Genomic DNA, 26,863 nt, shown 5'->3' with positions numbered 1-26,863 from the left:
ACCGGGGAGAGGGAGGCTTAACGGAGGATTTTTTTCTCGGCCAGGTCGAGGGCGAAATAGCTGAAGATCAGGTCGGCGCCCGCGCGTTTGATCGCGCCAAGGCTTTCCAGAACCACTTTCTCTTCATCGATAGCGCCCGCCTGGGCGGCGAATTTGATCATCGCGTACTCCCCGCTGACCTGATACGCGCCGAGCGGCAGATCGCTGCGCTCGCGGATATCGCGGAGAATATCCAGGTAGGCGCCAGCCGGTTTCACCATCAGACAGTCGGCACCCTGGGCTTCATCGAGCAGCGACTCGCGAATGGCTTCCCGGCGGTTCATCGGGCTCATCTGATAGGTTTTCCGATCGCCCTTCAGCGCGGTACCGGCCGCTTCGCGGAATGGGCCGTAGAAGGAAGACGCGAACTTGGTCGAGTAGGACATGATCGCCGTATTGGTGAAGCCGGCAGCGTCCAGCGAGCGGCGAATCGCCTGCACCTGACCATCCATCGCGGCGGAAGGGGCGATGAAGTCCGCGCCGGCGGCGGCGGCGACAACGGCCTGTTTGCCGAGGTTTTCCAGGGTCGCGTCGTTGTCCACCCCGTGGTCGCACAGCACGCCACAGTGGCCGTGGGAGGTGTATTCGCAGAAGCAGGTATCGGACATGACGATCATCTCCGGCACCGTGGACTTACAGATCCGCGACATACGCGCCACCAGACCATTTTCATTCCAGGTATCGCTGCCGGTGGCGTCGGTGTGATGAGAAATGCCAAAGGTCATCACCGAGCGAATGCCGGCATTGGCGATGCGTTCGATCTCACGCGCCAGATATTTTTCCGGAATACGCATCACGCCGGGCATAGCCTCGATCGCTTTGTAATCATCAATTTCTTCTTCAACAAAGATCGGCAACACCAGGTCGTTCAAACTCAGTGTTGTCTCTTCAAACAGGGCGCGCAGCGCAGCGGATTGACGCAGGCGGCGGGGGCGAGTGATTAAATCTGTCATGGTTTGCCTGATTTTGTGAAATGAAAGACGGTAGTGTAACTGAAATGGCAGCGGGATGTTTCGCCAAAACGATCGTTATGTCGCATCGGCGAAACCTCCTCCGGGCTTACTGGCTGGCCGTCTGCATGTTGGGCTGCGCGCCGCTCAGTTCGCTGACCAGGTCGTTGATGCCATCGCTCATATTGTTGAAGCGGGTTAACGGCGAGCGGGTCACCACCACAAAAGCGCCGACGTTAGCCTGCGGATTCATCGCCATATAGGTGATAAACCCGCCGCCGCCGCCGGTTTTCTGAATAATCCCCGGATGGCCATTCTTCGGCTTCATATACACCCAGCCAAGCCCCAGCGCGTCGGCGCGGCCCGGCACGTCCATACCGATCACCCGGGTCAGCTGGTTACGCTGATAAATCAGCGTCTGCATCCGGTCGGCCTGCTGGCCGCGGGTATAGAAATCGGATGACAGGAACTGCTGCATCCAGCGCATCATATCCCCCGGCGTCGAGTAGACTCCGCCGCTGCCGATCGCCGCCAGGGTGTTGTTGCACGGGCTGGCGCCTTTTTCCGGGATCATCAGCCGCTGGCACTGGTCCGGCGACGGGGTAAAGGTGGTGTCCTTCATCCCCAGCGGTCGGGTGATCTGCTCTTCAAATAGCTGCGGATAAGGTTTGCCGGCGGCAGTGGAGAGCGCGTCCGCCAGCAAATCGAAGGCCAGGTTGGAGTAGGCCGCCTGCGAGCCCGGCGCGGTCTTCAGGGTCGCGGTAGAGAGCCAGCTCCAGCGCTGCTGGCGGGTCGGCCAGACAAACACCGGGCGATGGGCGGCGCCGCCAGGCTGTTCGCGCGGCAGGGCGCTGGTATGGGTCGCGAGATTCACCAGGGTGATCGGTTTTCCCTGCCAGTCAGGCACCCGGGCGCCCGGCGGGGCGTATTTGCTCAGCGGATCGTCGAGTTTCACCACCCCCTGGTCGAGCAGCTTCACCAGCATCTCGCTGGTCATCAGTTTGCTGAGGGAGGCGATACGGATCACCGAGTCGAGCTGCGGGTGCTGATTATTCCCGGGGCGGGTTTCGCCAAAGCTGCGAAACACGCGCTGATTGCCATCGATCACCACCAGCGCCATGCCGGTGGCGCCGCTGCCGTAGTAGATATGATTGGCGTAACGATCGACCACATCCGAGGCGAAAACCGGGTCAACGGTGGGCTGTGCGGCCTGCGCCGAGGTCCACGACGCCGCGCACAGCGCAGCAAAAATGAGCAAACTACGTTTCAACGGAAATCATCCATTAAATAAATAAAAGAGAAGAGGGTATTTATACTACGAAGTGGCGCAGAACAAAGCGGGATTCACGACATTCCTGCAGGAAAAAGGTAACGGTGCGTAAAAAAGACTTTTTTACGCTTTCGGATATCGGCTTTTTTCGCCGGCGCGTATGATGACCGTTTGGCTGAAGGTTTGCGGGAGAAAACAATGGCGGCTCAACGGGTAGTGATGGTCGTGGATATGCAAAACGGCGTGTTCGCCACGCCGCGTCTGGCGCGTGAGCGCTGCGTCGCGCAAATTAATCGTCTGGTGCGCGCGGCGGATAAGGTCATTTTTATTCAACATGATGAGGCCGGCGGCCTCGAAGCCGGCAGCGAAGGCTTCGCCCTGCTCCCTGAGCTGGAGCAGCCGGCCGGCGCGCTCTATGTCACTAAAACCGCCTGCGACGCCTTCTATCACACCTCGCTGGAGCAGGTGCTGCGGGAACACGACATTCAGCAGTTTGTCATCTGCGGTTGCGCCACCGACTACTGCCTCGACACCACCATTAAAAACGGCGCCAGCCGCGGATACGGCATTGTTATCGCGGAAGATGCCCACACCACCGCCAACCGCCCCGCCGCGCAGGCCGCGACGCTGATCGCCCACTACAATGAGGTGTGGCGTACGCTGACCGTTCCTGGCAATCCTTTACAGGTGAAACCCACAGAAACAATTCTGCACGCCTGGCAGCAGAACTAAGCTGTTGATATCCGGTCTTATCATCCGTCTGCCCCGCGAGAGCGCTTTAACGCGGCGGCCGACGTATGCGTCGTATACAGCAATAGCAGAACGATAAGAAGTTAGCAGGAGACAATGATGTTTAAATCTTTTTTCCCCAAACCGGGGCCGTTTTTTATTTCTGCCTTTATCTGGTCGCTGCTGGCGGTGATCTTTTGGCAGGCGGGCGGCGGCGACTGGCTGCTGCGGGTCACCGGGGCATCGCAGGATGTGGCGATCAGCGCGGCGCGCTTCTGGTCGCTCAACTATCTGGTGTTCTACGCTTACTATCTGTTTTGCGTCGGCGTGTTTGCGCTGTTCTGGTTTGTCTACTGCCCGCATCGCTGGCAGTACTGGTCGATTCTCGGCACGTCGCTCATCATCTTCGTCACCTGGTTTCTGGTGGAAGTGGGGGTGGCGATCAACGCCTGGTATGCGCCGTTCTATGACCTGATCCAGAGCGCGCTGGCCACCCCGCATAAGGTCAGCATCAACCAGTTTTATCATGAGATCGGCATCTTTCTCGGCATCGCGCTCATCGCGGTGATCATCGGCGTGATGAACAACTTTTTCGTCAGCCACTACGTCTTCCGCTGGCGCACGGCGATGAACGAACACTACATGGCCCACTGGCAGCATCTGCGCCATATCGAAGGCGCCGCGCAGCGTGTGCAGGAAGACACCATGCGCTTTGCCTCCACCCTGGAGGATATGGGCGTGAGCTTTATCAACGCGGTGATGACCCTGATCGCCTTCCTGCCTGTGCTGGTGACGCTCTCGCAACACGTTCCCGACCTGCCCATCGTCGGTCACTTGCCGTATGGCCTGGTGATTGCCGCGATCGTCTGGTCGCTGATGGGGACCGGCCTGCTGGCGGTGGTGGGGATTAAGCTGCCGGGTCTGGAGTTTAAAAACCAGCGCGTGGAAGCGGCCTATCGTAAAGAGCTGGTCTACGGCGAGGACGATGAAACCCGCGCCACGCCGCCGACGGTGCGCGAGCTGTTCAGCGCGGTGCGTCGCAACTATTTCCGTCTCTATTTCCACTATATGTATTTCAATATCGCCCGCATTCTCTATCTGCAGGTGGATAACGTTTTCGGCCTTTTCCTGCTGTTTCCGTCGATCGTTGCCGGTACGATTACCCTCGGGCTGATGACGCAAATTACCAACGTTTTCGGCCAGGTGCGCGGTTCGTTCCAGTACCTGATCAGCTCGTGGACGACGCTGGTGGAACTGATGTCCATCTACAAACGTCTGCGCAGCTTTGAGCGCGAACTGGACGGCAAACCGTTGCAGGAAGCGATCCCGACATTACGTTAATCAAGACAAGGAAGCAGGATGGCCGCACGTTTATCGCGCATTATACCCGGTTCATTGACGCTGCTGGCGGCCGTGGTGCTAAGCGCCTGTACCAGCCAACAGGCGCCGGTGTTGAAAGAGGGCGAGAAGCCCGTTGACGTGGCGTCGGTGGTGCGGCAGAAAATGCCCGCCAGCGTCAAGGATCGGGAGGCCTGGGCGCAAGCCATCGCCACCGCCTTTGACAGCCAGAAGCTGGCGCCGACGGAAGAGAACGTCTGCTCGGTGCTGGCGGTCGCGCAGCAGGAGTCCAATTATCAGTCCGACCCGGTGGTGCCGGGGCTGAATAAAATCGCCTGGCAGGAGATCGACCGCCGGGCGGAAAAAATGCACATTCCGCTGTTTCTGGTCCATACCGCGCTGAAGATCACCTCGCCAAACGGCAAAAGCTACAGCGACCGTCTGGACAACGTGAAGACGGAAAAGCAGCTGAGCGCTATTTTTGATGACTTTATCGGGATGGTGCCGATGGGGCAGAAGCTGTTCGGCTCCCTGAACCCGGTGCACACCGGCGGCCCAATGCAGGTCAGCATCGCCTTTGCCGAGCAGCACACCTCCGGCTACCCGTGGAAAATGAACGGTACGGTGCGCCAGGAGGTCTTCAGCCTGCGCGGCGGCCTGTGGTTTGGCACCTATCATCTGCTGAACTACCCGGCCAGCTACAGCGTGCCGCTGTACCGTTTTGCCGACTTTAACGCCGGCTGGTATGCCAGCCGTAACGCCGCCTTCCAGAACGCGGTGGTGAAAGCCAGCGGGGTGAAACTGGCGCTCGACGGCGACCTTATCCGCTATGACAGCGATGAGCCGGGCAGCACCGAGCTGGCGGTGCGCCGCCTGGCGGGCCAGCTGGAGATGAGCGACAGCGAGATCCATAGCCAGCTGAAAAAGGGCGACAGCCTGGCGTTTGAGAAGACTGACCTCTATCAACAGGTTTTCCGCCTCGCGGATAAAAAAGCGGGCAAAACCCTGCCGCGGGAGATGTTGCCGGGGATCCAGCTTGAGAGTCCGAAAATCACCCGTAATCTGACGACGGCGTGGTTTGCGAAACGGGTCGATGAGCGGCGGGCAAGCTGTATGGCGCGGCGTTAACGGCGCCGACGCCAGCGCACAATGAGCGCCAGCAGCCCGATGAACGAGCAGCCGATCAGAAAAGGGATCAGGCCAAAGAGGGTGCCAACGGCGAGACTGATGTCGACCTGCGGACGGCTGGCGTCCTGGGCCTGCATCAGGCGCTCAAAGACTCCCGGGGCGTGGATCAGCATGCTGAGCATCTGCGCGCCGGCCCAGCAGCAGATCAGGACGAACAGTCCGTAAGCGACATGGCTGCCGGTCAGCGCCCCTCTTTTTTTATTTCCCAAAAGCGATTTTGAAAAACTGAATTCAGCCATAGGCCCTCCCACCTCTGTACTGCTGGTTTTTTCTCCAGCTCTATGGCAGGTATTCTGGCAGTGCAACGCCGTCGCCAGTATCAGATTGCTGGTAATTGCCCTCCAGGAATAATCCTGTTTTCGCCGTTGTGTTAACCGCGCCACAGGAAGGGAAAAGGGAGACCGGCGTCGCAATCCAGCAACATTCTCCATATCGCTACAGACCGCCGCGGGCGGCTATGCGAAGATGCGTTTTTTGCTGTTGGAGGCCGCATGAAGCTCACTGATAAAATTCGCCGCGACTGGCACTACTACGCGGTGGCGCTGGGGTTAATTTTTATTCTTAATGGCGTGGTGGGGCTGCTGGGGTTTGAGACGCAGGGCTGGCAATCTTACGCCGTCGGTCTGGTCACCTGGGTGATAAGCTTCTGGATCGCGGGCTTTGTGATCCGCCGCCGCCCGGCAGAAGAGGCCTGAGGCCGCCGCTGCCAGGCGGGGTAAACGCGTTTTAGTTCATGGAGGTTTTCAGCGCCCGGTCCGCGGCATGGCGCTCCAGCGCCAGCTCAATCAGGCGAGTGATCAGACTGGTGTAATCGAGGCCGCTGGCCTGCCACAGCTTCGGATACATGCTGATGTTGGTGAAGCCCGGCAGGGTGTTGATCTCGTTGATCACCACCTCGTTGTCGGCGGTGAGGAAGACGTCGACGCGGGCCATGCCGCTGCAGCCCAGGGCCTGGTAAGCCTGCACCGCGATAGCGCGGATCTTGTCGTTGATCTCCGGGGCGATAGCGGCCGGGACCACCACCTGCGCGCCCTGGTCGTCGATATACTTGGTGTCGTAAGCGTAAAACTCGCTGTTGAGGACAATTTCGCCGCAGGTACTGGCCTGCGGGTGGTCGTTACCCAGCACCGCACACTCAATTTCCCGGCCTTGAATGCCTTGCTCTACCACCACTTTATGGTCAAATTCAAAGGCCAGGGCCACCGCCTGATGGTACTGCTCTTCGTTTTTAACTTTGCTGACGCCAACCGACGATCCCTGGTTGGCCGGCTTAACGAACAGCGGCAGGCCCAGCTTCGCTTCGACATCGGCAAAGCTAAACTGCGCGCGGTTGGCGCGGGTCAGGGTGATAAACGGGGCGACGGCGAGCCCGGCGTCGCGCAGCAGGCGTTTGGTCACATCTTTGTCCATACAGGCCGCAGAGCCCAGCACATCGGATCCGACGAAAGGCAGATTGGCCATGCGCAGCATCCCCTGCAGGGAGCCGTCTTCGCCCAGCGTGCCGTGGACGATGGGGAAAATTACATCGATGGCCGCCAGCGGCTGGCCGCTTTCGGCGTTAATCAGCTGCTGCGCTTCACGGCCCGGGATCTGCGCCAGGGTCACCGTTGAAGGGCGCAGGGCGATGCGGGCAGGATCCTGAGCATTGAGCAGGTAGTTGCCGGCGTCGTTGATGTGCCATAGTCCCTGTTTATCAATCCCCAACAGAACCACATCGAAGCGTGATTTATCAATCGCTTCCACGATATTCTTCGCTGACTGCAGCGACACTTCATGCTCTGCCGACTTACCGCCAAAAACGATCCCAACCCTCATCTTTGCCATTTCAACTTCCATCCAGATTACATCAAAGGGCATAACATACCATGTGAAACCGCCGCCTGCCTGCCATAATATTTACCTGATCAATTGACGGGAGCGGGCGTGAGAGGAAAGACGCTGCTGGTGCTGGCCGGGCTGCTCGGCGCGGGCCTGGTAGGATATCGCTATCTGCCGCCACACCTGAATCCGCTGGCGCCGCTGGCCCTTGACGATCCCCCGGGCTGGCTGACGTCGTTCAAGTTGCGCAGCCTGACGGCCGACCAGTGCGCCTCTCTGCTGGCGGAGGCCAACCGCCGACGGCTCATCGCCAGCCAGCCGGTGGCCGACAGCGAGGGCGCCTGCCCGCTGCGTAACGTGGTGCGGGTGGCTAATTTTGGCTCGGTGCAGCTGAGCAGCAGTTTCCTCGCCAGCTGCCCGCTGGCGCTCAGCAGTGCGCTGTACGTCGAACAGCAGGCGAAGCCGCTGACCCGTCAGCTGATGGCCAGCGATCTGCGCCAGATCGATCATCTCGGCAGCTTCGCCTGCCGTAATATCTACCATCGGGAACAGGCGCGGCGCAGTGAACACGCGACGGCGGATGCCCTTGATGTTAGCGGCTTCCGCCTGACGGACGGCAGACGCATCAGCGTCCTGCAGGGCTGGCGCAGCGAGCGCTCTCACCCCTGGCTGGCGGCGCTGTTGAGCAACAGCTGCCCTTACTTCGGCAACGCGCTGGGGCCGGAGTATAACGCGGCGCACGCCAACCATTTTCACTTTGGCATGCGCGGGCAGGGCTTCTGCTTTTGAGCATAAAGCCCTGTGAGCAGCCTGAATAACCAGAAAATGCTTCGTCAGCCTCTCATGCGCATTCATAAAACACCAAACTCACCGCCAGCGCATCTATGGTAGTACACCAGTGGAATGAAATTGCTAAGCTAGGTAATAATTGGCAAATCATTAATGAATACGCGTAGTTATGGAATCCTGGAAGGTTAATCTCATCTCCGTCTGGTTTGGGTGCTTTTTTACCGGCCTGGCGATCAGTCAAATTCTCCCCTTTTTACCCCTCTACGTCTCCCAGCTGGGCGTCACCTCGCATGAAGCGCTGTCGATGTGGTCGGGACTGACCTTCAGCGTCACCTTCCTGGTCTCGGCGATCGTCTCGCCGATGTGGGGGAGCCTCGCGGACCGCAAAGGCCGCAAGCTGATGCTGCTGCGCGCCTCGCTGGGAATGGCGATCGCCATTTTACTCCAGGCCTTCGCCACCAACGTCTGGCAGCTGTTTATCCTGCGGGCGATCATGGGCTTAACCTCCGGTTATATCCCCAACGCCATGGCGCTGGTGGCCTCCCAGGTGCCGCGCGAGCGTAGCGGCTGGGCGCTGAGCACCCTGTCGACGGCGCAAATCAGCGGGGTGATCGGCGGCCCGCTGCTGGGCGGTTTCCTGGCGGACCACGTCGGGCTGCGGATGGTCTTTTTTATTACGGCGATCCTGCTGACCATCAGTTTTCTGGTCACCCTGTTTCTGATCAAAGAGGGGGGCCGCCCGCCGGTCAGCAAAACCGATCGTCTCACCGGGAAACAGGTCTTTGCCTCCTTGCCCTATCCGGGGCTGGTGATCAGCCTCTTTTTCACCACCCTGGTGATCCAGTTGTGCAACGGCTCAATTGGCCCGATCCTGGCGCTGTTTATCAAGTCGATGGCGCCGGACAGCAACAATATCGCTTTTCTGGCCGGGATGATCGCCGCGGTGCCCGGGGTGTCGGCGCTGATCTCTGCCCCACGGCTGGGTAAGCTTGGCGACCGCATCGGCACTTCGCGGATCCTGCTGGCGACGCTCTGTTGCGCGGTGGTGATGTTCTTCGCCATGTCCTTTGTCACCACCCCGCTGCAGCTGGGGACGCTACGTTTTCTGCTCGGCTTTGCCGATGGCGCGATGCTTCCGGCGGTGCAGACCCTGCTGCTGAAATACAGCAGCGACAGCGTCACCGGGCGCATTTTTGGCTATAACCAGTCGTTTATGTATCTGGGCAACGTCGCCGGGCCGCTGATTGGCGCCTCCGTATCGGCGATGGCCGGCTTCCGCTGGGTATTTATTGCCACCGCCATTATCGTCTTCATCAACCTCTGGCAGCTGGCATGGATGCTGCGCCGCACCCGCCGGGCGAAGGCCTGAACCTCGGCTGACGGTATTTAACGCCATACCGTCAGCATTTTTCCCCGACAGTAGATTTATCATTACTTTTTGTTATCGCCATGGCGTGAGCGCTATTCCGTTTTATTATTTCCGACGTACTTTGGTTATAAACAGCGCCGCTCATGATTAAACAATACTATTTATAGTGGTATTTTGTTGTGGTAAAACGTTTCGCTGTATATTGGGTGTTGCGACGATTCTTATTTTAAGTAATTCTGAGGTCCGTCATCGGGTATGACATCTCAATCGAAAAACAGACCTCGCATAAGGAACTGGTGCTATGAAGAATCTCATTGCTGAGTTACTGGTTAAACTGGCGCAAAAGGAAGAAGAAGCAAAGGAACTGACGGTGCAGGTTGAAGCGCTGGAGATCGTGGTCACCGCATTATTGCGCCATATGGAGCATGATGCCCAGCAGGCATTGATTCAGGATATTGAGCAGGCGATAGACCAGGTGACGCCCTGTCCGCCGGTCAACGACCAGGATGCCATCCTGCTGCAGCAATATCTAAAGAAGCTGTTGCGGCATCCTCGTAGCTAATCTTTGCGACGCGACAAGGATGCCGTCATTTTTCTGTCATCTCCCTTTTATAAAGTCTCCCACGTTTTGTTTTTTTAAGTATTTTTTACATGGAGATGACAAAAGTGAAATTAAGCGCCCTGTTTATTGCCCTGCTGCCTCTGCTGGGCTCGCCGGTTATTCATGCGGAAACTACTGCCGCGCCGGTTCTGGAAAATCGAGCTGCCCAGGGAGATATCACCACTCCCGGCGGCGCGCGTCGTTTAACGGGCGATCAAACCGAAGCGCTGCGCGCCTCGATAATCAATAAGCCGGCCAAAAACGTTATTTTGCTGATTGGCGATGGCATGGGTGATTCTGAAATTACCGCTGCGCGAAATTATGCGGAAGGGGCGGGCGGTTTCTTTAAAGGCATTGACGCCCTGCCGTTAACCGGGCAGTACACGCACTATTCGCTGGATAAAAAAACCGGTAAACCGGACTACGTCACCGACTCGGCGGCCTCCGCCACCGCCTGGACCACCGGCGTGAAGACCTATAACGGCGCGCTGGGCGTCGATATTCATGAGAACGCGCATCAGACCATCCTCGAGCTGGCGAAAGCGGCGGGCCTGGCCACCGGCAACGTTTCTACCGCCGAGCTGCAGGACGCCACCCCCGCGGCGCTGGTGGCGCATGTGACATCGCGTAAATGCTACGGCCCCACGGTCACCAGCGAAAAATGCCCCAGTAATGCGCTGGAGAAAGGGGGCAAAGGCTCCATTACCGAACAGCTGCTGAACGCCCGGCCGGATGTCACCCTGGGCGGCGGCGCGAAGACCTTTGCCGAAACGGCGATGGCGGGCGAGTGGCAGGGCAAAACCCTGCGCGAGCAGGCGGAAGCGCGCGGCTACCAGATTGTGACCGACGCGGCCTCTCTTGCCGCCGCGACGGCAGCCAGCCAGGATAAACCGCTGCTGGGACTCTTCGCCGACGGCAATATGCCGGTACGCTGGGAAGGGCCGAAGGCGTCTTATCACGGTAATATCGATAAGCCGCCGGTGACCTGTACGCCAAACCCGAAACGCGACGCCTCGGTGCCGACGCTGGCGCAGATGACGGAGAAAGCGATTGACCTGCTGAGCCGCAACGAGAAAGGCTTCTTCCTGCAGGTGGAAGGCGCCTCCATCGATAAGCAGGATCATGCGGCGAATCCGTGCGGCCAGATCGGCGAAACCGTGGACCTCGACGAGGCGGTGCAGAAGGCGCTGGAATTTGCCAAAAAAGACGGCAATACCCTGGTGATCGTCACCGCCGACCATGCGCACGCCAGCCAGATTATCCCGGCGGATAGCAAAGCCCCGGGGCTGACCCAGGCCCTGAACACGCACGATGGCGCGGTGATGGTGATGAGTTACGGTAACTCCGAGGAAGAGTCGATGGAGCACACCGGCACCCAGCTGCGCATTGCGGTCTACGGTCCGCATGCGGCTAACGTCGTCGGCCTGACCGACCAGACCGACCTCTTCTCGACCATGAAAGCGGCCCTGAGTCTCAAATAAGTCGCTGCCGGTGGCGAATTCGCGTCACCGGCTGGTTTTTTTTCTATCTGCGTCCAGACTTACAACGTTCCACTCACAGAAGGATGGTGCGATGAAAATAACCTTACTGATGACCCTACTGTTTGGCTTGATCTTTATCAGCGCGGTTGGCGCGGCAGAAAAAACGCCTACTCCCCAGCAGCAAAAGATGACGGACTGCAATCAGCAAGCGTCAGCCAAGGCGCTGAAGGGGGATGAGCGCAAAACCTTTATGAGCCAGTGCCTGAAAAAAGAGACCACCACGCCGCAAGGAAAGACCCTCACGCCTCAGCAGCAGAAGATGAGCGACTGCAACAAAGCGGCTTCGGCAAAATCACTGAAGGGCGATGAACGCAGCACCTTCATGAGTAGCTGTCTGAAGAAAGCCTGAAAAAAAGGGAGCGCTCGCGCTCCCTTGTTCTTTGACCTCTCAGGGCTTGCAGCCCGCCTGCTCAGCTTCAGGAGCGGCTCAGTTTCTCTGATTTTTCCATGCACTGGGTGATGGCTTCGATCACCGCGGAGCGGAAGCCTTTCTCCTCCAGCACGCGCACGGCTTCGATGGTGGTCCCGCCAGGAGAGCAGACCATATCTTTCAGCGCCCCCGGATGCTCACCGCTCTCCAGCACCATTTTGGCGGAGCCCATCACCGCCTGAGCGGCGAATTTGTAAGCCTGAGCGCGCGGCATTCCGCCGAGCACGGCGGCATCGGCCATCGCTTCGATAAACATAAAGACATAGGCCGGCGCGGAGCCGCTAACGCCGACCACCGGATGGATCATCGGTTCGGCAATTTGCTCCGCCTGGCCAAAGCAGCGGAAAATGGTCAGCACTTCGGCCACATCTTCGCTGCTCACCAGCGCATTTGGCGTAACGGAGGTCATGCCGGCGTTAACCAGCGACGGCGTATTGGGCATCGCGCGAATAATTTTGCGATCGTGGCCGAGCGCGCGCGCCAGCTGATCAAGCGTGACGCCGGCGGCGATGGAGACCACCAGCGACTCTTTATTCAGGCTGGAGGCGATATCGCCCAGCACTTTGGTCATGATCCCCGGCTTCACCGCGCCGAAGACGATATCGGCAATCTGCGCCACTTCCTGGGCGCTATCGGCGGCGTTGATGCCGTACTGGTCGCGCAGAGCCGCAACCTTGTCCGGCGACGGGGTGTAGACCCAGATTTGTCCCGGCTGTACCTGGCCGCTGGCGATCAGTCCACCCAGAATGGCCTTACCCATATTGCCGCAGCCGATAAAGCCAATTTTCTTATCCATCACCATTCCCCTCTGCTTTTTTCGTTACGATCTGATTAGCTTATCATCCTGGCGCTTTCATGGGGGAGAAAAGCAGGTAACATTGGCGGCACTTATTGCAGGTAACAGGAGCTGGCATGGCCATTTGGGTGGATGCAGACGCGTGTCCGAACGTGATTAAAGAGATATTGTTCCGCGCGGCAGAGCGGACCCAGACACCGCTGACGCTGGTGGCGAACCAGCCGCTGCGCGTACCGCCGTCGCGTTTCATCCGCACCCTGCGGGTTGAGCAGGGTTTTGACGTGGCGGATAACGAAATCGTCCGTCAGTGCGCGGCGGGGGATTTAGTGATCACCGCCGATATTCCGCTGGCGGCGGAGGTGCTGGCGAAGGGCGGGGCGGCGCTCAATCCGCGCGGAGAGCGCTACAGCGAGGCGACGATCCGCGAGCGGCTGACGATGCGGGATTTTATGGAGACATTACGGGCCAGCGGCGTTCAGACCGGCGGCCCGGATAGTTTATCGCAGCGCGATCGGCAACAGTTTGCCGCCGAGCTGGAGAAGTGGTTGCTGGCGGTTAAACGTCAGCAGGGTTAAACCCAGCTGTCGTCATCGCTGCCAATATCATCATCGCCAAAGCCGGCGTCGAAGTCGTCGTTCCAGGTGTTGTCGGCAAGGAACTGATCGTCTCCCTGACGGAACGGATCGTCACCTGCGGCGGCGTCCTGCGCGGCGGCATCAGGCTGCGGCTTCTCTTCGATGATATTAACAATCTCCTGCGGGTGCGAGCCGCTGAACATATTGGTCAGCATATTGCCCAGCACCACGCCGCCCGCTACGCCTGCGGCCGTTTGCAGCGCGCCCGCCATAAAGCCGCCGCCGCGTGCGGCAGCCTGCGGGGCATAGCTCTGCTGCTGTGGGGCATACTGTGGCTGGGCGCTGGTCTGCGGGCGACCGTATTGCTCCGCGCCCGGGATCGGGTCAGAACCGCGTGACGAGCCGCCGCCGCCAAACAGGCCGGAGAGGAATCCGCCGCTGCTGGGCTTCGCCGCCTGCAGCTGGCTGACCTGGCTCTCCAGCGCCTGGATGCGATCGTTGAGCTGTTTAATCGCGGCTTCCTGGATAAGAATGGTTTGCGCCATATAGTAAGGGGCCGCCGGCTGCGCGCTCACGTGTTGGGCAATCCGCTCCTCGGCGCTGGCATCGCGCGATGCACTGTGCGCCTCAGCCTCTTTCAGCCGGGAAAACAGTCCATCAATAAGGCGTTGTTCTTCAGATTGCATGTTACATTCCTCTGTCACACTGTCGAATAGGCATCAGGGTGCGTCTGAAACACGATGTTGTAAATATGTTGCTTCGTAAAGCTATGCATAAATGTGTTACCGTTTACGCCAGCAGCGGATAAAAAATAACGCCCGGCGGAAAGTAAAGCTGGTTAAACAGTACATGCAATGATAAGTTTACATTAAGAACCCCTTGTCTCACTGTGGTGATGGGGTGTAAAGAAGTTGTGTAACGTTTTCTTTACGTATGCGTTGCGGAACAGACAGCGATAATACGTTCTTTCGTTTTCCTTTTTTTGCGACAGACGGAACCAGGGGGTCTTCGGTTATGACACAGCCAATCTTTCTCATCGGGCCACGCGGCTGCGGTAAAACCACCGTCGGCCATGCGCTGGCGCGAGCGCGGCATTTTCAGTTCTCCGATACCGATCATCGGCTGCAGGCCCATGAGCAGCGGACGGTGGCGGAGATCGTGCAGGCGGAAGGATGGGCGCGCTTTCGCGAGCTGGAGACCCTGTCGCTGAAGGCCGTAACCCTGCCGAATACGGTGATCGCCACCGGCGGCGGCATCATCCTTGCGGAATGTAACCGCCAGTTTATGCGGGAGAACGGCGTGGTGATCTATCTGCAGGCGTCGGTATCGGCGCTGATTGACCGTCTGGAAGCGTACCCGAAAGCCGAACAGCGGCCGACGCTCACCGGGAAACCGGTGCGTGAGGAAGTGGGCGAGGTGCTGGCGCAGCGTGAAGCGTTATATCGTGATGCTGCCCATCATATTGTCGATGCTACGGCCGCCCCGGATCGGGTAGTGGAACAGATTATGACCATGCTGTGCGGCGCGGCGGCCACCCCGGTAAGTTAAGAATTTACTTACATTAAGGCGGCGAGGGGCGCCTATACTTGATAGTTCTGATACCAGAAGAAGGAAGAACTATGCCAAACAGGCCCCCATATCCGAGAGAAGCGCGCGTGGTTGCGGTAGAGAAAGGCCCGCAGGGTCAGACGGTCACCTGGTATCAACTTCGCGCGGACTATCCTGAACCCAATTCGCTGATCAGCGAACATCCTACCGAGCAGGAAGCCGTGGATGCCAAGCGGCGCTACGAAGATCCTGACAAGTCGTAACCCCTGAGCCCGGATTGCCTGCTCTGCGGGCAATATCGGGCATACCTCACACTTTTTATTTATCAGTCGTACTAATGAATATCTAACACACGGATTTTTCAGGCGCGCCGCCGCCGCCGGGCAATCTTTACATTCTACTGCGGCGTGGAGCTGCTACGCTTCTCGACGGTTGATTTTTACTCACCAGGGGGGCGAATGCTGTGTGTGGTAAGCCTGTGTTGAAGCAGTGGTAGTGAAAAGGTACATGATATGAGTAGTGCAACGATGGCAATTTTGACCATCGGCGTTGTGCCGCTGGCGGGAGTATTACCGCTCCTGACCGAACATATCAGGGAAGAACAGATCGCTCACATCAGCCTGCTGGGCGAGATGACGCGTGATGACGTGATGGCAGAGTACGCCGTGGGTGACGGCGAACAGGGTCTCTTGACCCTGCTCAGCGATAACCAGCTGGTGATGGTGTCGCGACAAAAAATTGAACGTGATGTTCGCAGCGTGATCGCCATGCTGGATCGACAGCATTTTGATGTGATCCTGCTGCTCAGCTCCGAACAGCTGACCGGGTTTACCACCCACCACGCGATCCTCCTCGAGCCGCAGCGGATCATTCCGCCGCTGGTGGCGTCAATCGTCGATGGGCACCAGGTCGGGGTGATCGTGCCGGTGGAAGAGATCATGCCCATGCAGCGACAAAAGTGGCATTCACTGGAGAAGTCGCCGTACTACGCGCTGGCCAACCCGTTTACCGGTAGCGACAGCGAGCTGTTAACCGCCGGTAAAGCGCTGCTGGAGCAGGGCGCCGACGTGCTGGTCCTCGACTGTCTTGGTTACTATCAGCATCATCGCGATGTGTTACAAAAAGCCCTTGATGTCCCGGTTTTGCTGTCGAATGTGCTGGTTTCCCGACTGGCGGCAGAACTATTAGTCTAATGTGTTAATTTCACGTGACAGGGGCAAGGAGCGCCCCCTATATTGAGCCTTTCAACGACGATCAGAAGGGCTTGTTTATGCTTCAAAGCAATGAATACTTTGACGGAAAAGTGAAATCCATTGGCTTCACCAGCAGCAGTACCGGTCGCGCCAGCATTGGCGTGATGGCGGAAGGGGAATACACCTTTGGTACGGCGCAGCCGGAAGAGATGACGGTGGTCAGCGGGGCGCTGAATGTCCTGCTGCCGGGTGAGACTGAGTGGAAAGTTTACGCCGCCGGCGAAGTCTTCAATGTGCCAGGCAACAGCGAATTCCATCTGCAGGTGGCTGAGCCAACCTCTTATCTGTGCCGCTATCTGTAAGCCAGCGTAACGCCCGGCGCTTGCCGCCGGGTTGTATTTTTCCTTCCTGCCTGGCAGGAAGGAAAGCGGCGCTTAGCGCTGCGCTTCGCCGCCGAGCCCTTCCACCAGGCTTTGGATCAGGGCAGCCAGTTCGCCGGTCATTAAGATAAAGTCGGCGTCAAAGCGCTGGGCGAAATCTTCCCGATCGATATCTTCGTTTTGGTCGCGTAATTCATCGCAGAACTTGAGGCGCTTAATTGACGCGTCGTCGCAGATCACAAACTGAATACGCTGCTGCCAGTCCAGCGCCAGCTTGGTGACGACCTTCCCGGCCTCAATATGCACAGCGATTTCGTCGCTCACCAGATCCTGCTTCTTGGCGCGGATCACGCCGCCATCTTCCAGCATCGCTTTCAGCTCGGCTTCGTCCAGCAGCTGGAAGCCCTGCGCCACGGTGCCGGAGCGGACCCACTCGGTCAGCGTCAGCTCAATCGGATTCTCCAGGGTCAGCGGCACCACCGGCAGCGAGCCGAGGGTTTTACGCAGCAGGGCCAGGGTATCTTCCGCTTTCTTCGCGCTGGCGCAGTCCACCATGATCAGGCCGTTGACGGTGTCGATCCACATCATCGTCTGGCTGAAGCGGCTGAAGGCGCGCGGGAGCAGCGAGTGCAGCACTTCATCTTTCAGGGAATCTTTCTCAGTTTTCTTCAGCTTGCGCCCCTGATCGGCTTCCAGCTTCTGGATCTTCGCCTCCAGCGCCTGCTTGATCACCGGCGACGGCAGGATCTTTTCTTCTTTACGCGCGCAGATAATGATCTGGCCGTTCGCCGTATGCGTCAGCGCGTCGCTGTGCGATCCCATCGGCGATACCCAACCGGTTTTCGCCATATCCTGGCTGCCACAAGGGGTAAATGTCAGCTCGGCCAGCTGTTTTTCCATCTCCTCGGCGCGCAATTCGATATCGCGGCTGAGACGGTAAACCATTAAATTTTTGAACCACAGCATGATAATTTCCACGGCTTTGTCGTTAAATCAGGCGGGCATGATAGCGAATTGTCGCTATGCTTGCATTGTTAATCGGGGTGAGGAGCTGAGCGTGCGTATTGGTATTGATTTAGGTGGCACAAAAACCGAAGTGATAGCCCTGAGCGACCAGGGAGAGCAGCTGTTTCGCCATCGGTTACCCACGCCGCGGGAGGATTACCGGCAAACCATCGAGACTATCGCCACCCTGGTGGCGATGGCCGAGCAGGCGACCGGACAGCGTGGCACCGTGGGGATGGGGATCCCGGGCGCGATTTCGCCCTATACCGGGGTGGTGAAAAACGCCAACTCGACCTGGCTCAACGGCCAGCCCTTTGATAAGGACCTCAGCCTGCGCCTCGACCGTGAAGTGCGGCTGGCTAACGACGCCAACTGTCTGGCGGTGTCGGAAGCGGTGGACGGCGCGGCGGCGGGGGCGCACACGGTGTTCGCGGTGATTATCGGCACCGGCTGCGGCGCGGGCGTGGCGCTCAACGGGCGGGCGCATATCGGCGGCAATGGTAACGCCGGCGAGTGGGGACATAACCCATTGCCGTGGATGAACGACGATGAGTTGCGCTACCGTGCGGAAGTGCCTTGCTACTGCGGTAAACAGGGATGTATCGAAACCTTTATCTCCGGCACCGGCTTTGCCACTGACTACCAGCGGCTGAGCGGCAAGGGGTTAACCGGCAGCGAGATTATGCGCCTGGTGGGGGAAGGAGACGAAAAAGCCGAACTGGCGCTGAGCCGCTACGAGCAGCGGCTGGCGAAATCGCTGGCCCACGTGGTGAATATCCTCGACCCGGACGTTATCGTGCTGGGCGGCGGGATGAGCAACGTCGAGCGGCTGTATCAGACGGTGCCGGACCTGGTGAAACAGTGGGTCTTCGGCGGCGAGTGTGCAACGCCGATCCGCAAAGCGATGCACGGCGACTCCAGCGGAGTACGCGGTGCGGCATGGCTGTGGCCGCTCCAGGGGACCTGAACCGCTCCCCCTCACCCCGACCCTCTCGCTCCGGAAGAGGGTTAGGGTGAGGGGACATCGCAATGATTCAAACCTCACTCCACCGCAAACGCTCTGTCCAGCCGACTGTAGCCCAGGCCATTGATCTTCTTCACTTTGATCTGCACCGGAATGCGATCTTTCATCGCCTCCACGTGGCTGATCACCCCGATAATCTTGCCGCTGGCGTTCAGCGCGTCCAGCGCGTCCAGCGCCGTGTCCAGCGTTTCGCTGTCGAGGGTGCCGAAGCCTTCATCAAGAAACAGGGAATCAATCCGCGTCTTATGGCTCACCAGATCTGACAGCGCCAGGGCCAGCGCCAGGCTGACGAGGAAACTTTCGCCACCGGAGAGGGTGCGGGTGTCGCGTACGGCGTCGGCCTGCCAGGTATCGACAACCTCCAGCTCCAGCGCTTCGCTGGCTTTGCGCTGCAGCAGATAGCGCCCGTGCAGGCGGTTAAGCTGCTGGTTTGCCAGCCAGACCAGATTATCCAGCGTCAGCCCCTGGGCGAATTTGCGGAACCGGTCGCCGGTGCTGGAGCCGATCAGCGAATTGAGATAGCCCCAGTCATCCGCCCGCTGCGCCGCCTCTGCAATCTGTCGCCCCAGCGCCTGCTGATGTTGACGGCTCTCTGTGTCCTGCCTGAGCTGCTGGCGGATCTCGCCCTGGCGGGTGGTGTTGTCCCGCAGCCGCTGCGCCAGGGCCTGCAGCTGGGTTTGCAGGGCGGGGATGTCCGCGTCCGTCCCTTGCGGACGCAGCGCCAGGTGCGCCTGCTGCTGACGGGTCGCCTGCTCGCAGAGCGCCGTCGCCTGCTGGAGCTGCTGCTCCAGCGTCTGTTTTAACTGCGTCAGCCGCTGGACGGTCTCGTCATCCAGCAGCGCGGCGAGAAACGCCTGCCGATCGCTAAAGCGGCTGGCGGCCAGGGCGGCGGTAAATTGCTCCTGCGACTGGTCCAGGCGCGCCTTCTCTTCGGTCTCCAGCTGTTGCTGGGCGACAAGCTGGCTGTGCAACGCCAGGCACTCTTCGTGGATCGCGCGCCAGTTGTCGGGAATCACCGGCTCAGCTTCAGCCTCTGCCTCGTCGCTGGCTGGCAGCGTCTCCAGCAGCGGCTGCAGGGCGGCAATCTGCTCCTGAATGGCGCCATGCCGGGTCTGTTGCGCCTGCCACTGGGCAAATTCGCTTTCGCGAGCGTTCAGCCAGGCGGCTTCTGTCCCTTCTTCCGGCAGGTTCAGCGTCAGGGTCTGCAGGGCGCTCTCCAGCCCCTGACGCGTGGCCGTCAGCTGCTGCTGAGCCTGGCGCGCCAGCGCCTCCTGATCGTTAAGCTGGCTCTGCAGCATCAGGCGCTGGCTGAGCTGGTAGAGCTGTTGCTCGTAGCGCTCCTGCTCCTGTATCCAGTCGTTTATCTCTTGCGCAATATCCCGCGTGACCTGAAGAGAGGCGCAGGTTTCCTGCCACGCTTTAGTGAGCGCTTGCTCTTCCTCAGCGAGCCGCCCGGCCGCTTCGGTTTCACGCTGGAGCTGCTGCGTCAGGGCGTTGACCTGCCCGAGGATCAGCAGACCTTCTTCTTTCAGCGCGGCGACCTCTTTTTCCAGCGCATCGCGGCGGCGCTGGTTATCCGTGACCGTCAGCGAGGCGTATTGTTCAATCGCCGGGTGTTCACAGGAGCCGCACAGCGGGCAGGGCTTACCGGCCTCAAGCCGGGCGCGGTAACCCTCCAGATCTTTAATCGTTTCTTCCCGCTGGCAGAGCGCCTTCAGGTCGAGATAGTGCTGGTTTTTGTCTTTGTACTGCTCCCGGCGCTGCGCCAGGGTGGCGTTGAGTTTTGCCTGCTCCGCCTGCGCCTGCTGTACGCTTTCGGCGTTCTGGCGCAGACGCTTGCGCAGCAGCTGATGCTGTTCATGAAGGGAGAGCAGCCGCTGGCGCAGCGGTCGCGACTGGGTTTGCTGCGCCATCGCCGCCGCAACGTCATCGGCGGTCAGCGACAGAGGGCTGGCCGGCAGATCGGCCAGCTTCTGGCGCAGCGCGGCCAGGCGGGTGGTCTGGGCCGTCAGCTGCTGATTATCCCGAGTCAGCTGCGAAAATTGCGCCCGCCAGCCGGCGATCTCCTGGCCCCATAAGCGAAATCGCTCATGGGCCGCCAGCCACTGCGCCAGGTCGGCCAGTTCAGCCTGACGCTGCCGCTGGGCATGCACGGCGCTACGGCGAATGCGCGCGCGCAGCGCCGTGCTGGTAAGTAAGCGAGCATTCACTTCATTGATTCGCTGGCGGGTTTGCGCCAGGCCTGCCGCGTGCTCCTGTTGCCGCTCCCATAAGGGGCGCAACTGGGCGGCGGGCTGGGCCAGCTCAAGCCTGGCGAGCGCCGGTGCGGCGTCGGCCAGCGCCTGACGGGCCTGCTGCTGGCCGCTGACCGCCTGCTGCTGCTGCTGCGCCAGCTCATCGCGACGCGTTAGCCACTGAAGCTGCTGCTGCTGGTTTTGCTGCTGCGCCAGCAGGGCTTTCTCTTCGTCAGTAAGTACCTGCAAACTTTCCTGCAGCGCCTGCTGCTGGGCCTCCGTCAGCAGGACGATGCCCGCCGCCTGGGCTTCGAACTTCTCCAGCGTATGGCGAGCGGCTTTGTGCTGCTCATAGACCATCGCCGAAATCTGACCGTAGATTTCCGTGCCGGTCAGCTCCTCCAGCAGCTCCGCGCGATCGCTCGGCTTCGCGTTCAGAAAGGCGGCAAATTGCCCCTGGGAGAGCAGCATCGAGCGGGTGAAGCGGCCATAGTCGAGGCCGGTGAGCGTCGCGGTTTGCTCCAACTTATCCGAGACCTTATCGGCGAGGATTTTGCCGTCGGCGCAGCGCGCCAGCTCGACGCGGGGCGCCTGCAGGTTGCCATCTGGCTGGTTACGCGCCCGGTTCTGGCTCCAGAAGGCGCGGTAGGCGATGCCTTTCACTTCAAACTCCACCTCCGCCAGACACTCGGCGGTATCGCGGGTCATCAGGTCATTTTGCGACTGGGAGACTTTATTCAGGCGCGGCGTCTCGTGATAGAGCGCGAGGCAAATGGCGTCGAGCAGAGTGGTTTTCCCGGCGCCGGTGGCGCCGGTAATGGCGAACAGGCCGTTGCTGGCGAACGGCTCGGCGGTAAAGTCTATCTTCCATTCCCCTTTCAGGGAGTTGAGGTTTTTCAGACGCAGACTGAGGATTTTCATGCGTTTTCGTCCTCCGCGGTGAGCGTATGCAGCGTATGAGCGAACAGCTCGTGCAGCCGTGCGCGCTTCTCATCGTCAATCTCGGTCAGCGCCAGCCGGCGCTCGAACACCTCTTCCACCTTCAGTTCGCTGAGGGTCTCCCGCTGGGCGTTGAGCAGTATTTTCTCGCGCTGCTCGCGGCTGCGGCGCACCAGCAAGACTTCCACCGGCAGATCCTCCGTCAGCGCCTGAATATGACGCTGAATATCGTGCAGGTACTCCTCGGTGGCGATTTCGATATCCAGCCACACCGGCGGGTCCTGTTCAACGCCGCGCCACTGCGCCAGCTGGGCGGTGATGGCGGCCAGATCGCCTTTGATGACCGCCAGCGGCTGGGTGACGGGCACCTCAAGGGTCTCCACGGCGCTGAGTCGCCCATCGCTAAAGCTCACCAGATGCACCGATTTCGCTTTACCGGTTTCATCAAAGCTCAGCGGCAGCGGCGAGCCGCTGTAGCGGATGTGCTCGCAGCCGCCAACCACCTGCGCCCGGTGAATATGGCCCAGCGCAATGTAGTCGGCAGGGGGGAAGTGCTGCGCCGGGAAGGCATCCAGCGTGCCGATATAAATGTCGCGAACGGCATCGCTTTTGCTGGCGCCGACGGTGGTCAGATGGCCGCTGGCAATGACGGGCAGCGGCCGATCGCCGCGCAGGGCGCAGGCCTGCTGATACTGCTCCTGATAATAGTCGCTGATGGCGTGCAGCAGCTGCTGCTGTTTTTCCCGACCGGAGTGGCCGGCCTGGCTGGTCACCAGCTCGCGCGGGCGTAAAAACGGCACCGGGCAGAAGATAGCGCCTGGGGTGCCGTCGCGCCGCGGCAGCTCAATGGGCGGGCAGCCGGCGTTCGCCACGACGGTGGTGTGTAAAAAGGCGAGGATATCGCGGGATTCATTGAGCATCGCCACCGAATCGTGGTTGCCCGCCAGCACCACCAGGCGACAGCCGGTCTGCTGCAGCTGGACGACAAAGCGGTTATACAGTTCGCGAGCGTAGCTCGGCGGCGATCCGGTATCAAAAATATCGCCGGCCACGATGATGGCGTCGACTTCATGCTCCTGCGCGCGGGCCAGCAGCCAGGTCAGGAAGGCGTCATGTTCGGCCGCACGGCTTTTGCTGTAAAAATTCTGGCCCAGGTGCCAGTCGGAGGTGTGAAGGATGCGCATAAATCTTCCCTAGCGAAAAAAGCATGAGCGGCAGTATACCATTTGTCGGAGAGGGGTAAGTCCGCGTCATGCTTCAAAATACCCGATCGTCAGACGGTCATTTTTTTCATAAATCTGTCACAAAAGTGACGCATAATGACGCCGCACTTCTATACTGATGGCTAAAAAACACAGGGTAAATAATGGCGAGAAGAATTCTGGTCGTTGAAGATGAAGCTCCAATCCGCGAAATGGTCTGCTTTGTTCTGGAGCAAAATGGCTTTCAGCCTGTCGAAGCGGAAGATTATGACAGCGCGGTGAATCAACTCAATGAACCCTGGCCTGATTTGATTCTCCTTGACTGGATGCTGCCGGGCGGTTCGGGGCTGCAGTTTATTAAGCTGCTCAAGCGCGAGGCGATGACCCGGGATATTCCGGTGGTGATGCTGACCGCGCGCGGAGAAGAAGAGGATCGCGTTCGCGGCCTGGAGACCGGGGCGGACGACTACATTACCAAGCCTTTCTCACCGAAGGAGCTGGTGGCGCGAATCAAAGCGGTGATGCGCCGTATTTCGCCGATGGCGGTGGAAGAGGTGATTGAAATGCAGGGGCTGAGCCTCGATCCCTCATCGCACCGGGTGATGACCGGCGAAAGTCCGCTGGACATGGGGCCAACGGAATTTAAATTATTGCACTTCTTTATGACCCATCCGGAGCGGGTGTATAGCCGCGAGCAGCTGCTGAACCACGTCTGGGGAACCAACGTCTATGTGGAAGACCGCACGGTAGACGTCCATATTCGCCGCCTGCGTAAAGCGCTGGAACACAGTGGCCATGATCGCATGGTGCAAACGGTTCGCGGCACGGGGTATCGTTTCTCCGCCCGTTTCTGAATTTTGACAGGAGTGTGACCCGTGCTGGAACGGCTGTCATGGAAAAGGCTGGCGCTGGAGCTCTTTTTAGCGTGTATTCCGGCCCTGATTCTGGGGGCGTTTGTGGGTCATTTGCCGTGGTTTTTACTGGCGGCAGTGACCGGTTTGTTGATTTGGCATTTCTGGAATTTGATGCGCCTGTCGTGGTGGCTGTGGGTGGACCGGAGCATGACCCCTCCGCCCGGCCGCGGCAGCTGGGAGCCGCTGCTGTATGGTCTGCACCAGATGCAGATGCGTAATAAAAAGCGTCGACGTGAGCTGGGAAGCCTGATCAAGCGCTTTCGCAGCGGGGCGGAATCCCTGCCGGACGCGGTGGTCCTGACCACGGAAGAGGGGGCCATTTTCTGGTGTAACGGTCTGGCGCAGCAGATTTTAAACCTGCGCTGGCCGGACGACAGTGGGCAAAACATTCTTAACCTTCTGCGCTATCCTGAGTTCGCCAACTACCTGAAACAGCGTGATTTTTCAAAGCCGCTCAATCTGGTGCTGAATAATGCCCGTCATCTGGAAATTCGCGTGATGCCCTACAGCGACAAACAGTGGTTGATGGTGGCGCGCGACGTGACGCAGATGCATCAGCTGGAAGGGGCGCGGCGTAACTTTTTCGCCAACGTCAGCCATGAGCTGCGCACCCCGCTGACGGTGCTGCAGGGCTATCTGGAGATGATGCAGGAGCAGGTGCTGGAAGGGGCGACCCGTGAAAAAGCCCTGCACACCATGCGTGAGCAAACCCAGCGTATGGAGGGGCTGGTGAAGCAGTTGCTCACGCTGTCGCGTATTGAAGCGGCGCCGGCGCTGGCGATGAATGACCGCATCGACGTGCCGATGATGCTGCGGGTCGTGGAGCGCGAGGCGCAGACCCTCAGCCAGGATAAGCAGACGCTGATTTTTACCGTCGATGAGCAGCTCAAGGTGCTGGGCAACGAGGAACAACTGCGCAGCGCCATTTCTAACCTGGTCTATAACGCGGTGAACCACACCCCGCCGGGCACCGAAATTCGCGTCAGCTGGCAGCGAACGCCCCAGGGGGCGCTGTTCAGCGTCGAGGATAATGGGCCGGGCATTGCGCCGGAGCATATTCCCCGTCTGACCGAGCGCTTCTATCGGGTGGATAAGGCTCGCTCCCGGCAAACCGGGGGCAGCGGCCTGGGGCTGGCGATCGTCAAACACGCGGTCAACCATCATGACAGCCGGCTGGAGATCGACAGCACGGTGGGCAAGGGAACCCGTTTTAGCTTCCTGCTCCCGGAACGATTAATTGCCAGAAATGACGCCTGAGCGGCGCGCTGTCAGCTTATCTTGCCAATGACCAGCTTCGGCTGGTCATTTTCCCTGGCAGTCGTTTTTCTCTCGCCTATTTAATGAACGCGCGCTGCTTTTTTGTTCGCATGATAAGCCACGGGTTTTCCATCAATATGGTAAATGATTCTGGCGTGAAACTGATAACCAGCATAATCATCTGCTTTTGCGATCGTGCCTTGCTTTAAAACGTTATAAGCGTTTAAATTGCGCCTGCGCAGTCGATGACAGACTGCTTTTGCGTGGTAATACCAAAAACAATTCTTTCCCACGCCGCTTCGGGAGCATATCTCGCTGAGTTTACCGGCAATCGCCGCTGTATCGTCCCTGAGAGGGTAGCGCGGTATTTTTCCATTTTTTTACAACACCACATCCACAGGCAGTAATGAATTTATGACCCATCAGTTAAAATCTCGCGACATCATAGCGTTGGGCTTTATGACCTTCGCGTTGTTCGTTGGCGCAGGCAACATTATTTTCCCGCCGATGGTTGGCTTACAGGCGGGCGAGCACGTCTGGACGGCGGCGATCGGCTTCCTGATCACCGCGGTGGGTCTGCCGGTGCTGACGGTGGTGGCGCTGGCGAAAGTCGGCGGCGGCGTTGAAAGCCTGAGCACCCCGATTGGTAAAGTGGCTGGTATCCTGCTGGCGGTGGTGTGTTATCTCGCGGTGGGACCGCTGTTCGCGACCCCGCGCACCGCGACCGTCTCTTTTGAGGTCGGGATTGCGCCTTTGACAGGCGACGGCCCGCTGCCGCTGCTGATCTACAGCGTTATCTACTTCGCGCTGGTGATCCTGGTCTCGCTCTATCCGGGCAAACTGCTGGATACGGTGGGCAATTTCCTGGCGCCGCTGAAAATTATCGCCCTGATTGTGCTGGCGGTCGCCGCTATTGTCTGGCCGGCAGGCCCGATCAGCGACGCGCTGGAAGCGTATCGTACCGCGCCATTCTCCAATGGCTTCGTCAACGGCTACCTGACCATGGACACCCTTGGCGCGATGGTGTTCGGGATCGTGATTGTCAATGCCGCACGCTCCCGCGGCGTCAGTGAAGCGCGTCTGTTGACCCGCTACACCGTCTGGGCGGGCCTGATGGCAGGCGTCGGTCTGACCCTGCTCTATCTGGCGCTGTTCCGTCTGGGCTCGGATAGCGCCACCCTCGTGGACCAGTCCGCTAACGGCGCGGCGATCCTCCACGCCTACGTGCAGCATACCTTCGGCGGGGCGGGCAGCTTCCTGCTGGCGGCGCTGATCTTCATCGCCTGCCTGGTGACGGCGGTGGGCCTGACCTGCGCCTGCGCCGAATTCTTTGCCCAGTATCTGCCGTTCTCCTATCGCACGCTGGTCTTTATCCTCGGCCTGTTCTCGATGGCGGTCTCCAACCTCGGTCTGAGCCACCTGATTCAGGTATCGATTCCGGTGCTGACCGCTATCTACCCGCCGTGTATCGCACTGGTTGTATTAAGCTTTACCCGCAGTTGGTGGCATAATTCGTCTCGTGTTATCGCGCCGGCCATGTTTATCAGTCTGATGTTTGGTATCATTGACGGGATTAAGTCATCGGCGTTTGCCGCTATCCTGCCGGCCTGGACCGCGCGTCTGCCGCTGGCGGAGCAGGGCCTGGCCTGGCTGATGCCGACCGCCGTGATGGCAATTCTCGCGGTGATCTGGGACCGTGCCGCCGGACGTCAGGTGACCTCCAGCGCGCACTAA

Annotated in this window: 27 protein-coding genes; 18 read left to right on the top strand and 9 right to left on the bottom strand. The window is 59.5% G+C overall.

The window, feature by feature from the left end; translation table 11 throughout:
- Positions 1-17 precede the first annotated feature (17 nt).
- Both hemB and ampH read right to left on the bottom strand, forming a co-directional pair.
- Positions 18-992, bottom strand: coding sequence for a porphobilinogen synthase (hemB, locus tag ACOI7Z_RS20280; RefSeq protein WP_002890201.1), 975 nt, complete (start codon positions 990-992; stop codon positions 18-20).
- A 106-nt stretch (positions 993-1,098) separates the two neighbouring features.
- Positions 1,099-2,259, bottom strand: a complete 1,161-nt coding sequence (gene ampH / locus ACOI7Z_RS20275; RefSeq protein WP_044521218.1) for a D-alanyl-D-alanine-carboxypeptidase/endopeptidase AmpH — start codon at positions 2,257-2,259, stop codon at positions 1,099-1,101.
- Between the two features lie 219 nt (positions 2,260-2,478).
- Between ampH and ACOI7Z_RS20270 the strand changes: the two genes are divergently transcribed.
- The 3 genes from ACOI7Z_RS20270 (at position 2,479) to ACOI7Z_RS20260 (ending at position 5,454) form a co-directional block, all read left to right on the top strand.
- Entirely contained in the window at positions 2,479-2,991 is a 513-nt protein-coding gene (locus ACOI7Z_RS20270) for an isochorismatase family protein (RefSeq protein WP_072096510.1), read from the top strand.
- Between the two features lie 117 nt (positions 2,992-3,108).
- Positions 3,109-4,329 (top strand): peptide antibiotic transporter SbmA, encoded by a 1,221-nt coding sequence (gene sbmA, locus ACOI7Z_RS20265; protein WP_032453450.1) that lies wholly within the window; start codon positions 3,109-3,111, stop codon positions 4,327-4,329.
- 18 nt (positions 4,330-4,347) lie between these two features.
- Positions 4,348-5,454 (top strand): DUF1615 domain-containing protein, encoded by a 1,107-nt coding sequence (locus ACOI7Z_RS20260; RefSeq protein WP_080935952.1) that lies wholly within the window; start codon positions 4,348-4,350, stop codon positions 5,452-5,454.
- Here ACOI7Z_RS20260 and ACOI7Z_RS20255 read toward each other — a convergent pair.
- Positions 5,451-5,753 carry a YaiY family protein gene (locus ACOI7Z_RS20255; protein WP_023288568.1) on the bottom strand — a complete coding sequence of 101 codons (303 nt, stop codon included), beginning with the start codon at positions 5,751-5,753 and terminating at the stop codon, positions 5,451-5,453. The genes ACOI7Z_RS20260 and ACOI7Z_RS20255 overlap by 4 nt on opposite strands.
- A gap of 252 nt (positions 5,754-6,005) precedes the next feature.
- On the opposite strand from ACOI7Z_RS20255, the gene ACOI7Z_RS20250 reads away from it, so the two are divergent.
- A complete protein-coding gene (locus ACOI7Z_RS20250) occupies positions 6,006-6,209 on the top strand; it encodes a DUF2754 family protein (protein ID WP_004204881.1) in 204 nt (67 codons plus the stop codon).
- Positions 6,210-6,240: 31 nt separating this feature from the next.
- Here the strand turns inward: ACOI7Z_RS20250 and ddlA are convergent, their stop codons facing one another.
- Entirely contained in the window at positions 6,241-7,338 is a 1,098-nt protein-coding gene (ddlA, locus tag ACOI7Z_RS20245) for a D-alanine--D-alanine ligase (RefSeq protein ID WP_023288569.1), read from the bottom strand.
- Positions 7,339-7,437: 99 nt separating this feature from the next.
- Between ddlA and ACOI7Z_RS20240 the strand changes: the two genes are divergently transcribed.
- The 5 genes from ACOI7Z_RS20240 to psiF all read left to right on the top strand — a co-directional run bounded on the left by ACOI7Z_RS20240 (position 7,438) and on the right by psiF (position 11,981).
- Positions 7,438-8,121 (top strand): extensin family protein, encoded by a 684-nt coding sequence (locus ACOI7Z_RS20240; RefSeq protein WP_023288570.1) that lies wholly within the window; start codon positions 7,438-7,440, stop codon positions 8,119-8,121.
- Positions 8,122-8,290: 169 nt separating this feature from the next.
- Positions 8,291-9,490: a multidrug efflux MFS transporter gene (locus tag ACOI7Z_RS20235; RefSeq protein ID WP_023288571.1), complete on the top strand. Its 1,200-nt coding sequence runs from the start codon at positions 8,291-8,293 to the stop codon at positions 9,488-9,490.
- Positions 9,491-9,791: 301 nt separating this feature from the next.
- The gene (iraP, locus tag ACOI7Z_RS20230; RefSeq protein ID WP_004204875.1) at positions 9,792-10,052 is read left to right on the top strand and encodes an anti-adapter protein IraP; all 261 of its coding nucleotides are present in this window, start codon (positions 9,792-9,794) and stop codon (positions 10,050-10,052) included.
- An 89-nt stretch (positions 10,053-10,141) separates the two neighbouring features.
- Positions 10,142-11,572 carry an alkaline phosphatase gene (phoA, locus tag ACOI7Z_RS20225; protein WP_420702437.1) on the top strand — a complete coding sequence of 477 codons (1,431 nt, stop codon included), beginning with the start codon at positions 10,142-10,144 and terminating at the stop codon, positions 11,570-11,572.
- 91 nt (positions 11,573-11,663) lie between these two features.
- A complete protein-coding gene (psiF, locus tag ACOI7Z_RS20220) occupies positions 11,664-11,981 on the top strand; it encodes a phosphate starvation-inducible protein PsiF (protein WP_048296829.1) in 318 nt (105 codons plus the stop codon).
- Between the two features lie 67 nt (positions 11,982-12,048).
- On the opposite strand, the gene proC is transcribed toward psiF, so the two are convergent.
- Positions 12,049-12,858: a pyrroline-5-carboxylate reductase gene (gene proC / locus ACOI7Z_RS20215; protein ID WP_023288574.1), complete on the bottom strand. Its 810-nt coding sequence runs from the start codon at positions 12,856-12,858 to the stop codon at positions 12,049-12,051.
- Between the two features lie 116 nt (positions 12,859-12,974).
- Here proC and ACOI7Z_RS20210 point away from each other — a divergent pair, with 116 nt between their 5' ends.
- Positions 12,975-13,433, top strand: coding sequence for a YaiI/YqxD family protein (locus tag ACOI7Z_RS20210; protein WP_004204870.1), 459 nt, complete (start codon positions 12,975-12,977; stop codon positions 13,431-13,433).
- Here ACOI7Z_RS20210 and ACOI7Z_RS20205 read toward each other — a convergent pair.
- Positions 13,430-14,119, bottom strand: coding sequence for a DUF2076 domain-containing protein (locus tag ACOI7Z_RS20205; RefSeq protein ID WP_087849706.1), 690 nt, complete (start codon positions 14,117-14,119; stop codon positions 13,430-13,432). The genes ACOI7Z_RS20210 and ACOI7Z_RS20205 overlap by 4 nt on opposite strands.
- Before the next feature lie 328 nt (positions 14,120-14,447).
- On the opposite strand from ACOI7Z_RS20205, the gene aroL reads away from it, so the two are divergent.
- The 4 genes from aroL to ppnP all read left to right on the top strand — a co-directional run bounded on the left by aroL (position 14,448) and on the right by ppnP (position 16,536).
- On the top strand, positions 14,448-14,981 hold the full coding sequence (aroL, locus tag ACOI7Z_RS20200; RefSeq protein ID WP_023288577.1) for a shikimate kinase AroL: 534 nt from the start codon (positions 14,448-14,450) through the stop codon (positions 14,979-14,981).
- 71 nt (positions 14,982-15,052) lie between these two features.
- Positions 15,053-15,244, top strand: coding sequence for a YaiA family protein (locus tag ACOI7Z_RS20195; protein WP_008805350.1), 192 nt, complete (start codon positions 15,053-15,055; stop codon positions 15,242-15,244).
- A 249-nt stretch (positions 15,245-15,493) separates the two neighbouring features.
- Positions 15,494-16,174 (top strand): AroM family protein, encoded by a 681-nt coding sequence (locus ACOI7Z_RS20190; RefSeq protein ID WP_072096489.1) that lies wholly within the window; start codon positions 15,494-15,496, stop codon positions 16,172-16,174.
- A 77-nt stretch (positions 16,175-16,251) separates the two neighbouring features.
- A complete protein-coding gene (ppnP, locus tag ACOI7Z_RS20185; protein ID WP_087849707.1) occupies positions 16,252-16,536 on the top strand; it encodes a pyrimidine/purine nucleoside phosphorylase in 285 nt (94 codons plus the stop codon).
- A gap of 72 nt (positions 16,537-16,608) precedes the next feature.
- On the opposite strand, the gene rdgC is transcribed toward ppnP, so the two are convergent.
- Positions 16,609-17,520: a recombination-associated protein RdgC gene (gene rdgC, locus ACOI7Z_RS20180; protein WP_002890285.1), complete on the bottom strand. Its 912-nt coding sequence runs from the start codon at positions 17,518-17,520 to the stop codon at positions 16,609-16,611.
- Between the two features lie 91 nt (positions 17,521-17,611).
- Here rdgC and mak point away from each other — a divergent pair, with 91 nt between their 5' ends.
- Positions 17,612-18,526 carry a fructokinase gene (gene mak, locus ACOI7Z_RS20175; RefSeq protein WP_049013804.1) on the top strand — a complete coding sequence of 305 codons (915 nt, stop codon included), beginning with the start codon at positions 17,612-17,614 and terminating at the stop codon, positions 18,524-18,526.
- Between the two features lie 74 nt (positions 18,527-18,600).
- Here the strand turns inward: mak and sbcC are convergent, their stop codons facing one another.
- Together sbcC and sbcD are read right to left on the bottom strand one after the other, a co-directional pair.
- Positions 18,601-21,738 carry an exonuclease subunit SbcC gene (gene sbcC, locus ACOI7Z_RS20170; protein ID WP_087849708.1) on the bottom strand — a complete coding sequence of 1,046 codons (3,138 nt, stop codon included), beginning with the start codon at positions 21,736-21,738 and terminating at the stop codon, positions 18,601-18,603.
- On the bottom strand, positions 21,735-22,940 hold the full coding sequence (gene sbcD / locus ACOI7Z_RS20165) for an exonuclease subunit SbcD (RefSeq protein WP_086075225.1): 1,206 nt from the start codon (positions 22,938-22,940) through the stop codon (positions 21,735-21,737). Before sbcD ends, sbcC begins: the two co-directional genes overlap by 4 nt.
- Positions 22,941-23,122: 182 nt before the next feature.
- On the opposite strand from sbcD, the gene phoB reads away from it, so the two are divergent.
- From phoB to brnQ, 3 genes are all read left to right on the top strand, one after another.
- Positions 23,123-23,812: a phosphate response regulator transcription factor PhoB gene (gene phoB / locus ACOI7Z_RS20160; RefSeq protein WP_004204861.1), complete on the top strand. Its 690-nt coding sequence runs from the start codon at positions 23,123-23,125 to the stop codon at positions 23,810-23,812.
- A gap of 21 nt (positions 23,813-23,833) precedes the next feature.
- Positions 23,834-25,129: a phosphate regulon sensor histidine kinase PhoR gene (phoR, locus tag ACOI7Z_RS20155; protein ID WP_023288581.1), complete on the top strand. Its 1,296-nt coding sequence runs from the start codon at positions 23,834-23,836 to the stop codon at positions 25,127-25,129.
- Positions 25,130-25,543: 414 nt separating this feature from the next.
- The gene (gene brnQ, locus ACOI7Z_RS20150; RefSeq protein ID WP_023288582.1) at positions 25,544-26,863 is read left to right on the top strand and encodes a branched-chain amino acid transporter carrier protein BrnQ; all 1,320 of its coding nucleotides are present in this window, start codon (positions 25,544-25,546) and stop codon (positions 26,861-26,863) included.

Origin of the sequence: Klebsiella sp. C283, from assembly GCF_048822555.1 — a bacterium.
Classification (GTDB): Bacteria; Pseudomonadota; Gammaproteobacteria; order Enterobacterales; family Enterobacteriaceae; genus Klebsiella; species Klebsiella quasipneumoniae.
Note: the sequence above shows the minus strand (reverse complement) of the source record. Positions and strands in the feature narration are given on the sequence as shown.

Coding starts and splice junctions, on each gene's coding strand:
- aroL (WP_023288577.1), top strand. CDS start 14,448: ATGACACAGCCAATCTTTCTCATCGGGCCACGCGGCTGCGGTAAAACC.
- ACOI7Z_RS20260 (WP_080935952.1), top strand. CDS start 4,348: ATGGCCGCACGTTTATCGCGCATTATACCCGGTTCATTGACGCTGCTG.
- ppnP (WP_087849707.1), top strand. CDS start 16,252: ATGCTTCAAAGCAATGAATACTTTGACGGAAAAGTGAAATCCATTGGC.
- hemB (WP_002890201.1), bottom strand. CDS start 992: ATGACAGATTTAATCACTCGCCCCCGCCGCCTGCGTCAATCCGCTGCG.
- ACOI7Z_RS20195 (WP_008805350.1), top strand. CDS start 15,053: ATGCCAAACAGGCCCCCATATCCGAGAGAAGCGCGCGTGGTTGCGGTA.
- ACOI7Z_RS20235 (WP_023288571.1), top strand. CDS start 8,291: ATGGAATCCTGGAAGGTTAATCTCATCTCCGTCTGGTTTGGGTGCTTT.
- ACOI7Z_RS20270 (WP_072096510.1), top strand. CDS start 2,479: ATGGTCGTGGATATGCAAAACGGCGTGTTCGCCACGCCGCGTCTGGCG.
- phoA (WP_420702437.1), top strand. CDS start 10,142: ATGGAGATGACAAAAGTGAAATTAAGCGCCCTGTTTATTGCCCTGCTG.
- iraP (WP_004204875.1), top strand. CDS start 9,792: ATGAAGAATCTCATTGCTGAGTTACTGGTTAAACTGGCGCAAAAGGAA.
- ACOI7Z_RS20190 (WP_072096489.1), top strand. CDS start 15,494: ATGAGTAGTGCAACGATGGCAATTTTGACCATCGGCGTTGTGCCGCTG.
- sbcC (WP_087849708.1), bottom strand. CDS start 21,738: ATGAAAATCCTCAGTCTGCGTCTGAAAAACCTCAACTCCCTGAAAGGG.
- rdgC (WP_002890285.1), bottom strand. CDS start 17,520: ATGCTGTGGTTCAAAAATTTAATGGTTTACCGTCTCAGCCGCGATATC.
- phoB (WP_004204861.1), top strand. CDS start 23,123: ATGGCGAGAAGAATTCTGGTCGTTGAAGATGAAGCTCCAATCCGCGAA.
- ACOI7Z_RS20255 (WP_023288568.1), bottom strand. CDS start 5,753: ATGGCTGAATTCAGTTTTTCAAAATCGCTTTTGGGAAATAAAAAAAGA.
- ACOI7Z_RS20205 (WP_087849706.1), bottom strand. CDS start 14,119: ATGCAATCTGAAGAACAACGCCTTATTGATGGACTGTTTTCCCGGCTG.
- ACOI7Z_RS20250 (WP_004204881.1), top strand. CDS start 6,006: ATGAAGCTCACTGATAAAATTCGCCGCGACTGGCACTACTACGCGGTG.
- ddlA (WP_023288569.1), bottom strand. CDS start 7,338: ATGGCAAAGATGAGGGTTGGGATCGTTTTTGGCGGTAAGTCGGCAGAG.
- ACOI7Z_RS20210 (WP_004204870.1), top strand. CDS start 12,975: ATGGCCATTTGGGTGGATGCAGACGCGTGTCCGAACGTGATTAAAGAG.
- psiF (WP_048296829.1), top strand. CDS start 11,664: ATGAAAATAACCTTACTGATGACCCTACTGTTTGGCTTGATCTTTATC.
- brnQ (WP_023288582.1), top strand. CDS start 25,544: ATGACCCATCAGTTAAAATCTCGCGACATCATAGCGTTGGGCTTTATG.
- sbmA (WP_032453450.1), top strand. CDS start 3,109: ATGTTTAAATCTTTTTTCCCCAAACCGGGGCCGTTTTTTATTTCTGCC.
- proC (WP_023288574.1), bottom strand. CDS start 12,858: ATGGATAAGAAAATTGGCTTTATCGGCTGCGGCAATATGGGTAAGGCC.
- sbcD (WP_086075225.1), bottom strand. CDS start 22,940: ATGCGCATCCTTCACACCTCCGACTGGCACCTGGGCCAGAATTTTTAC.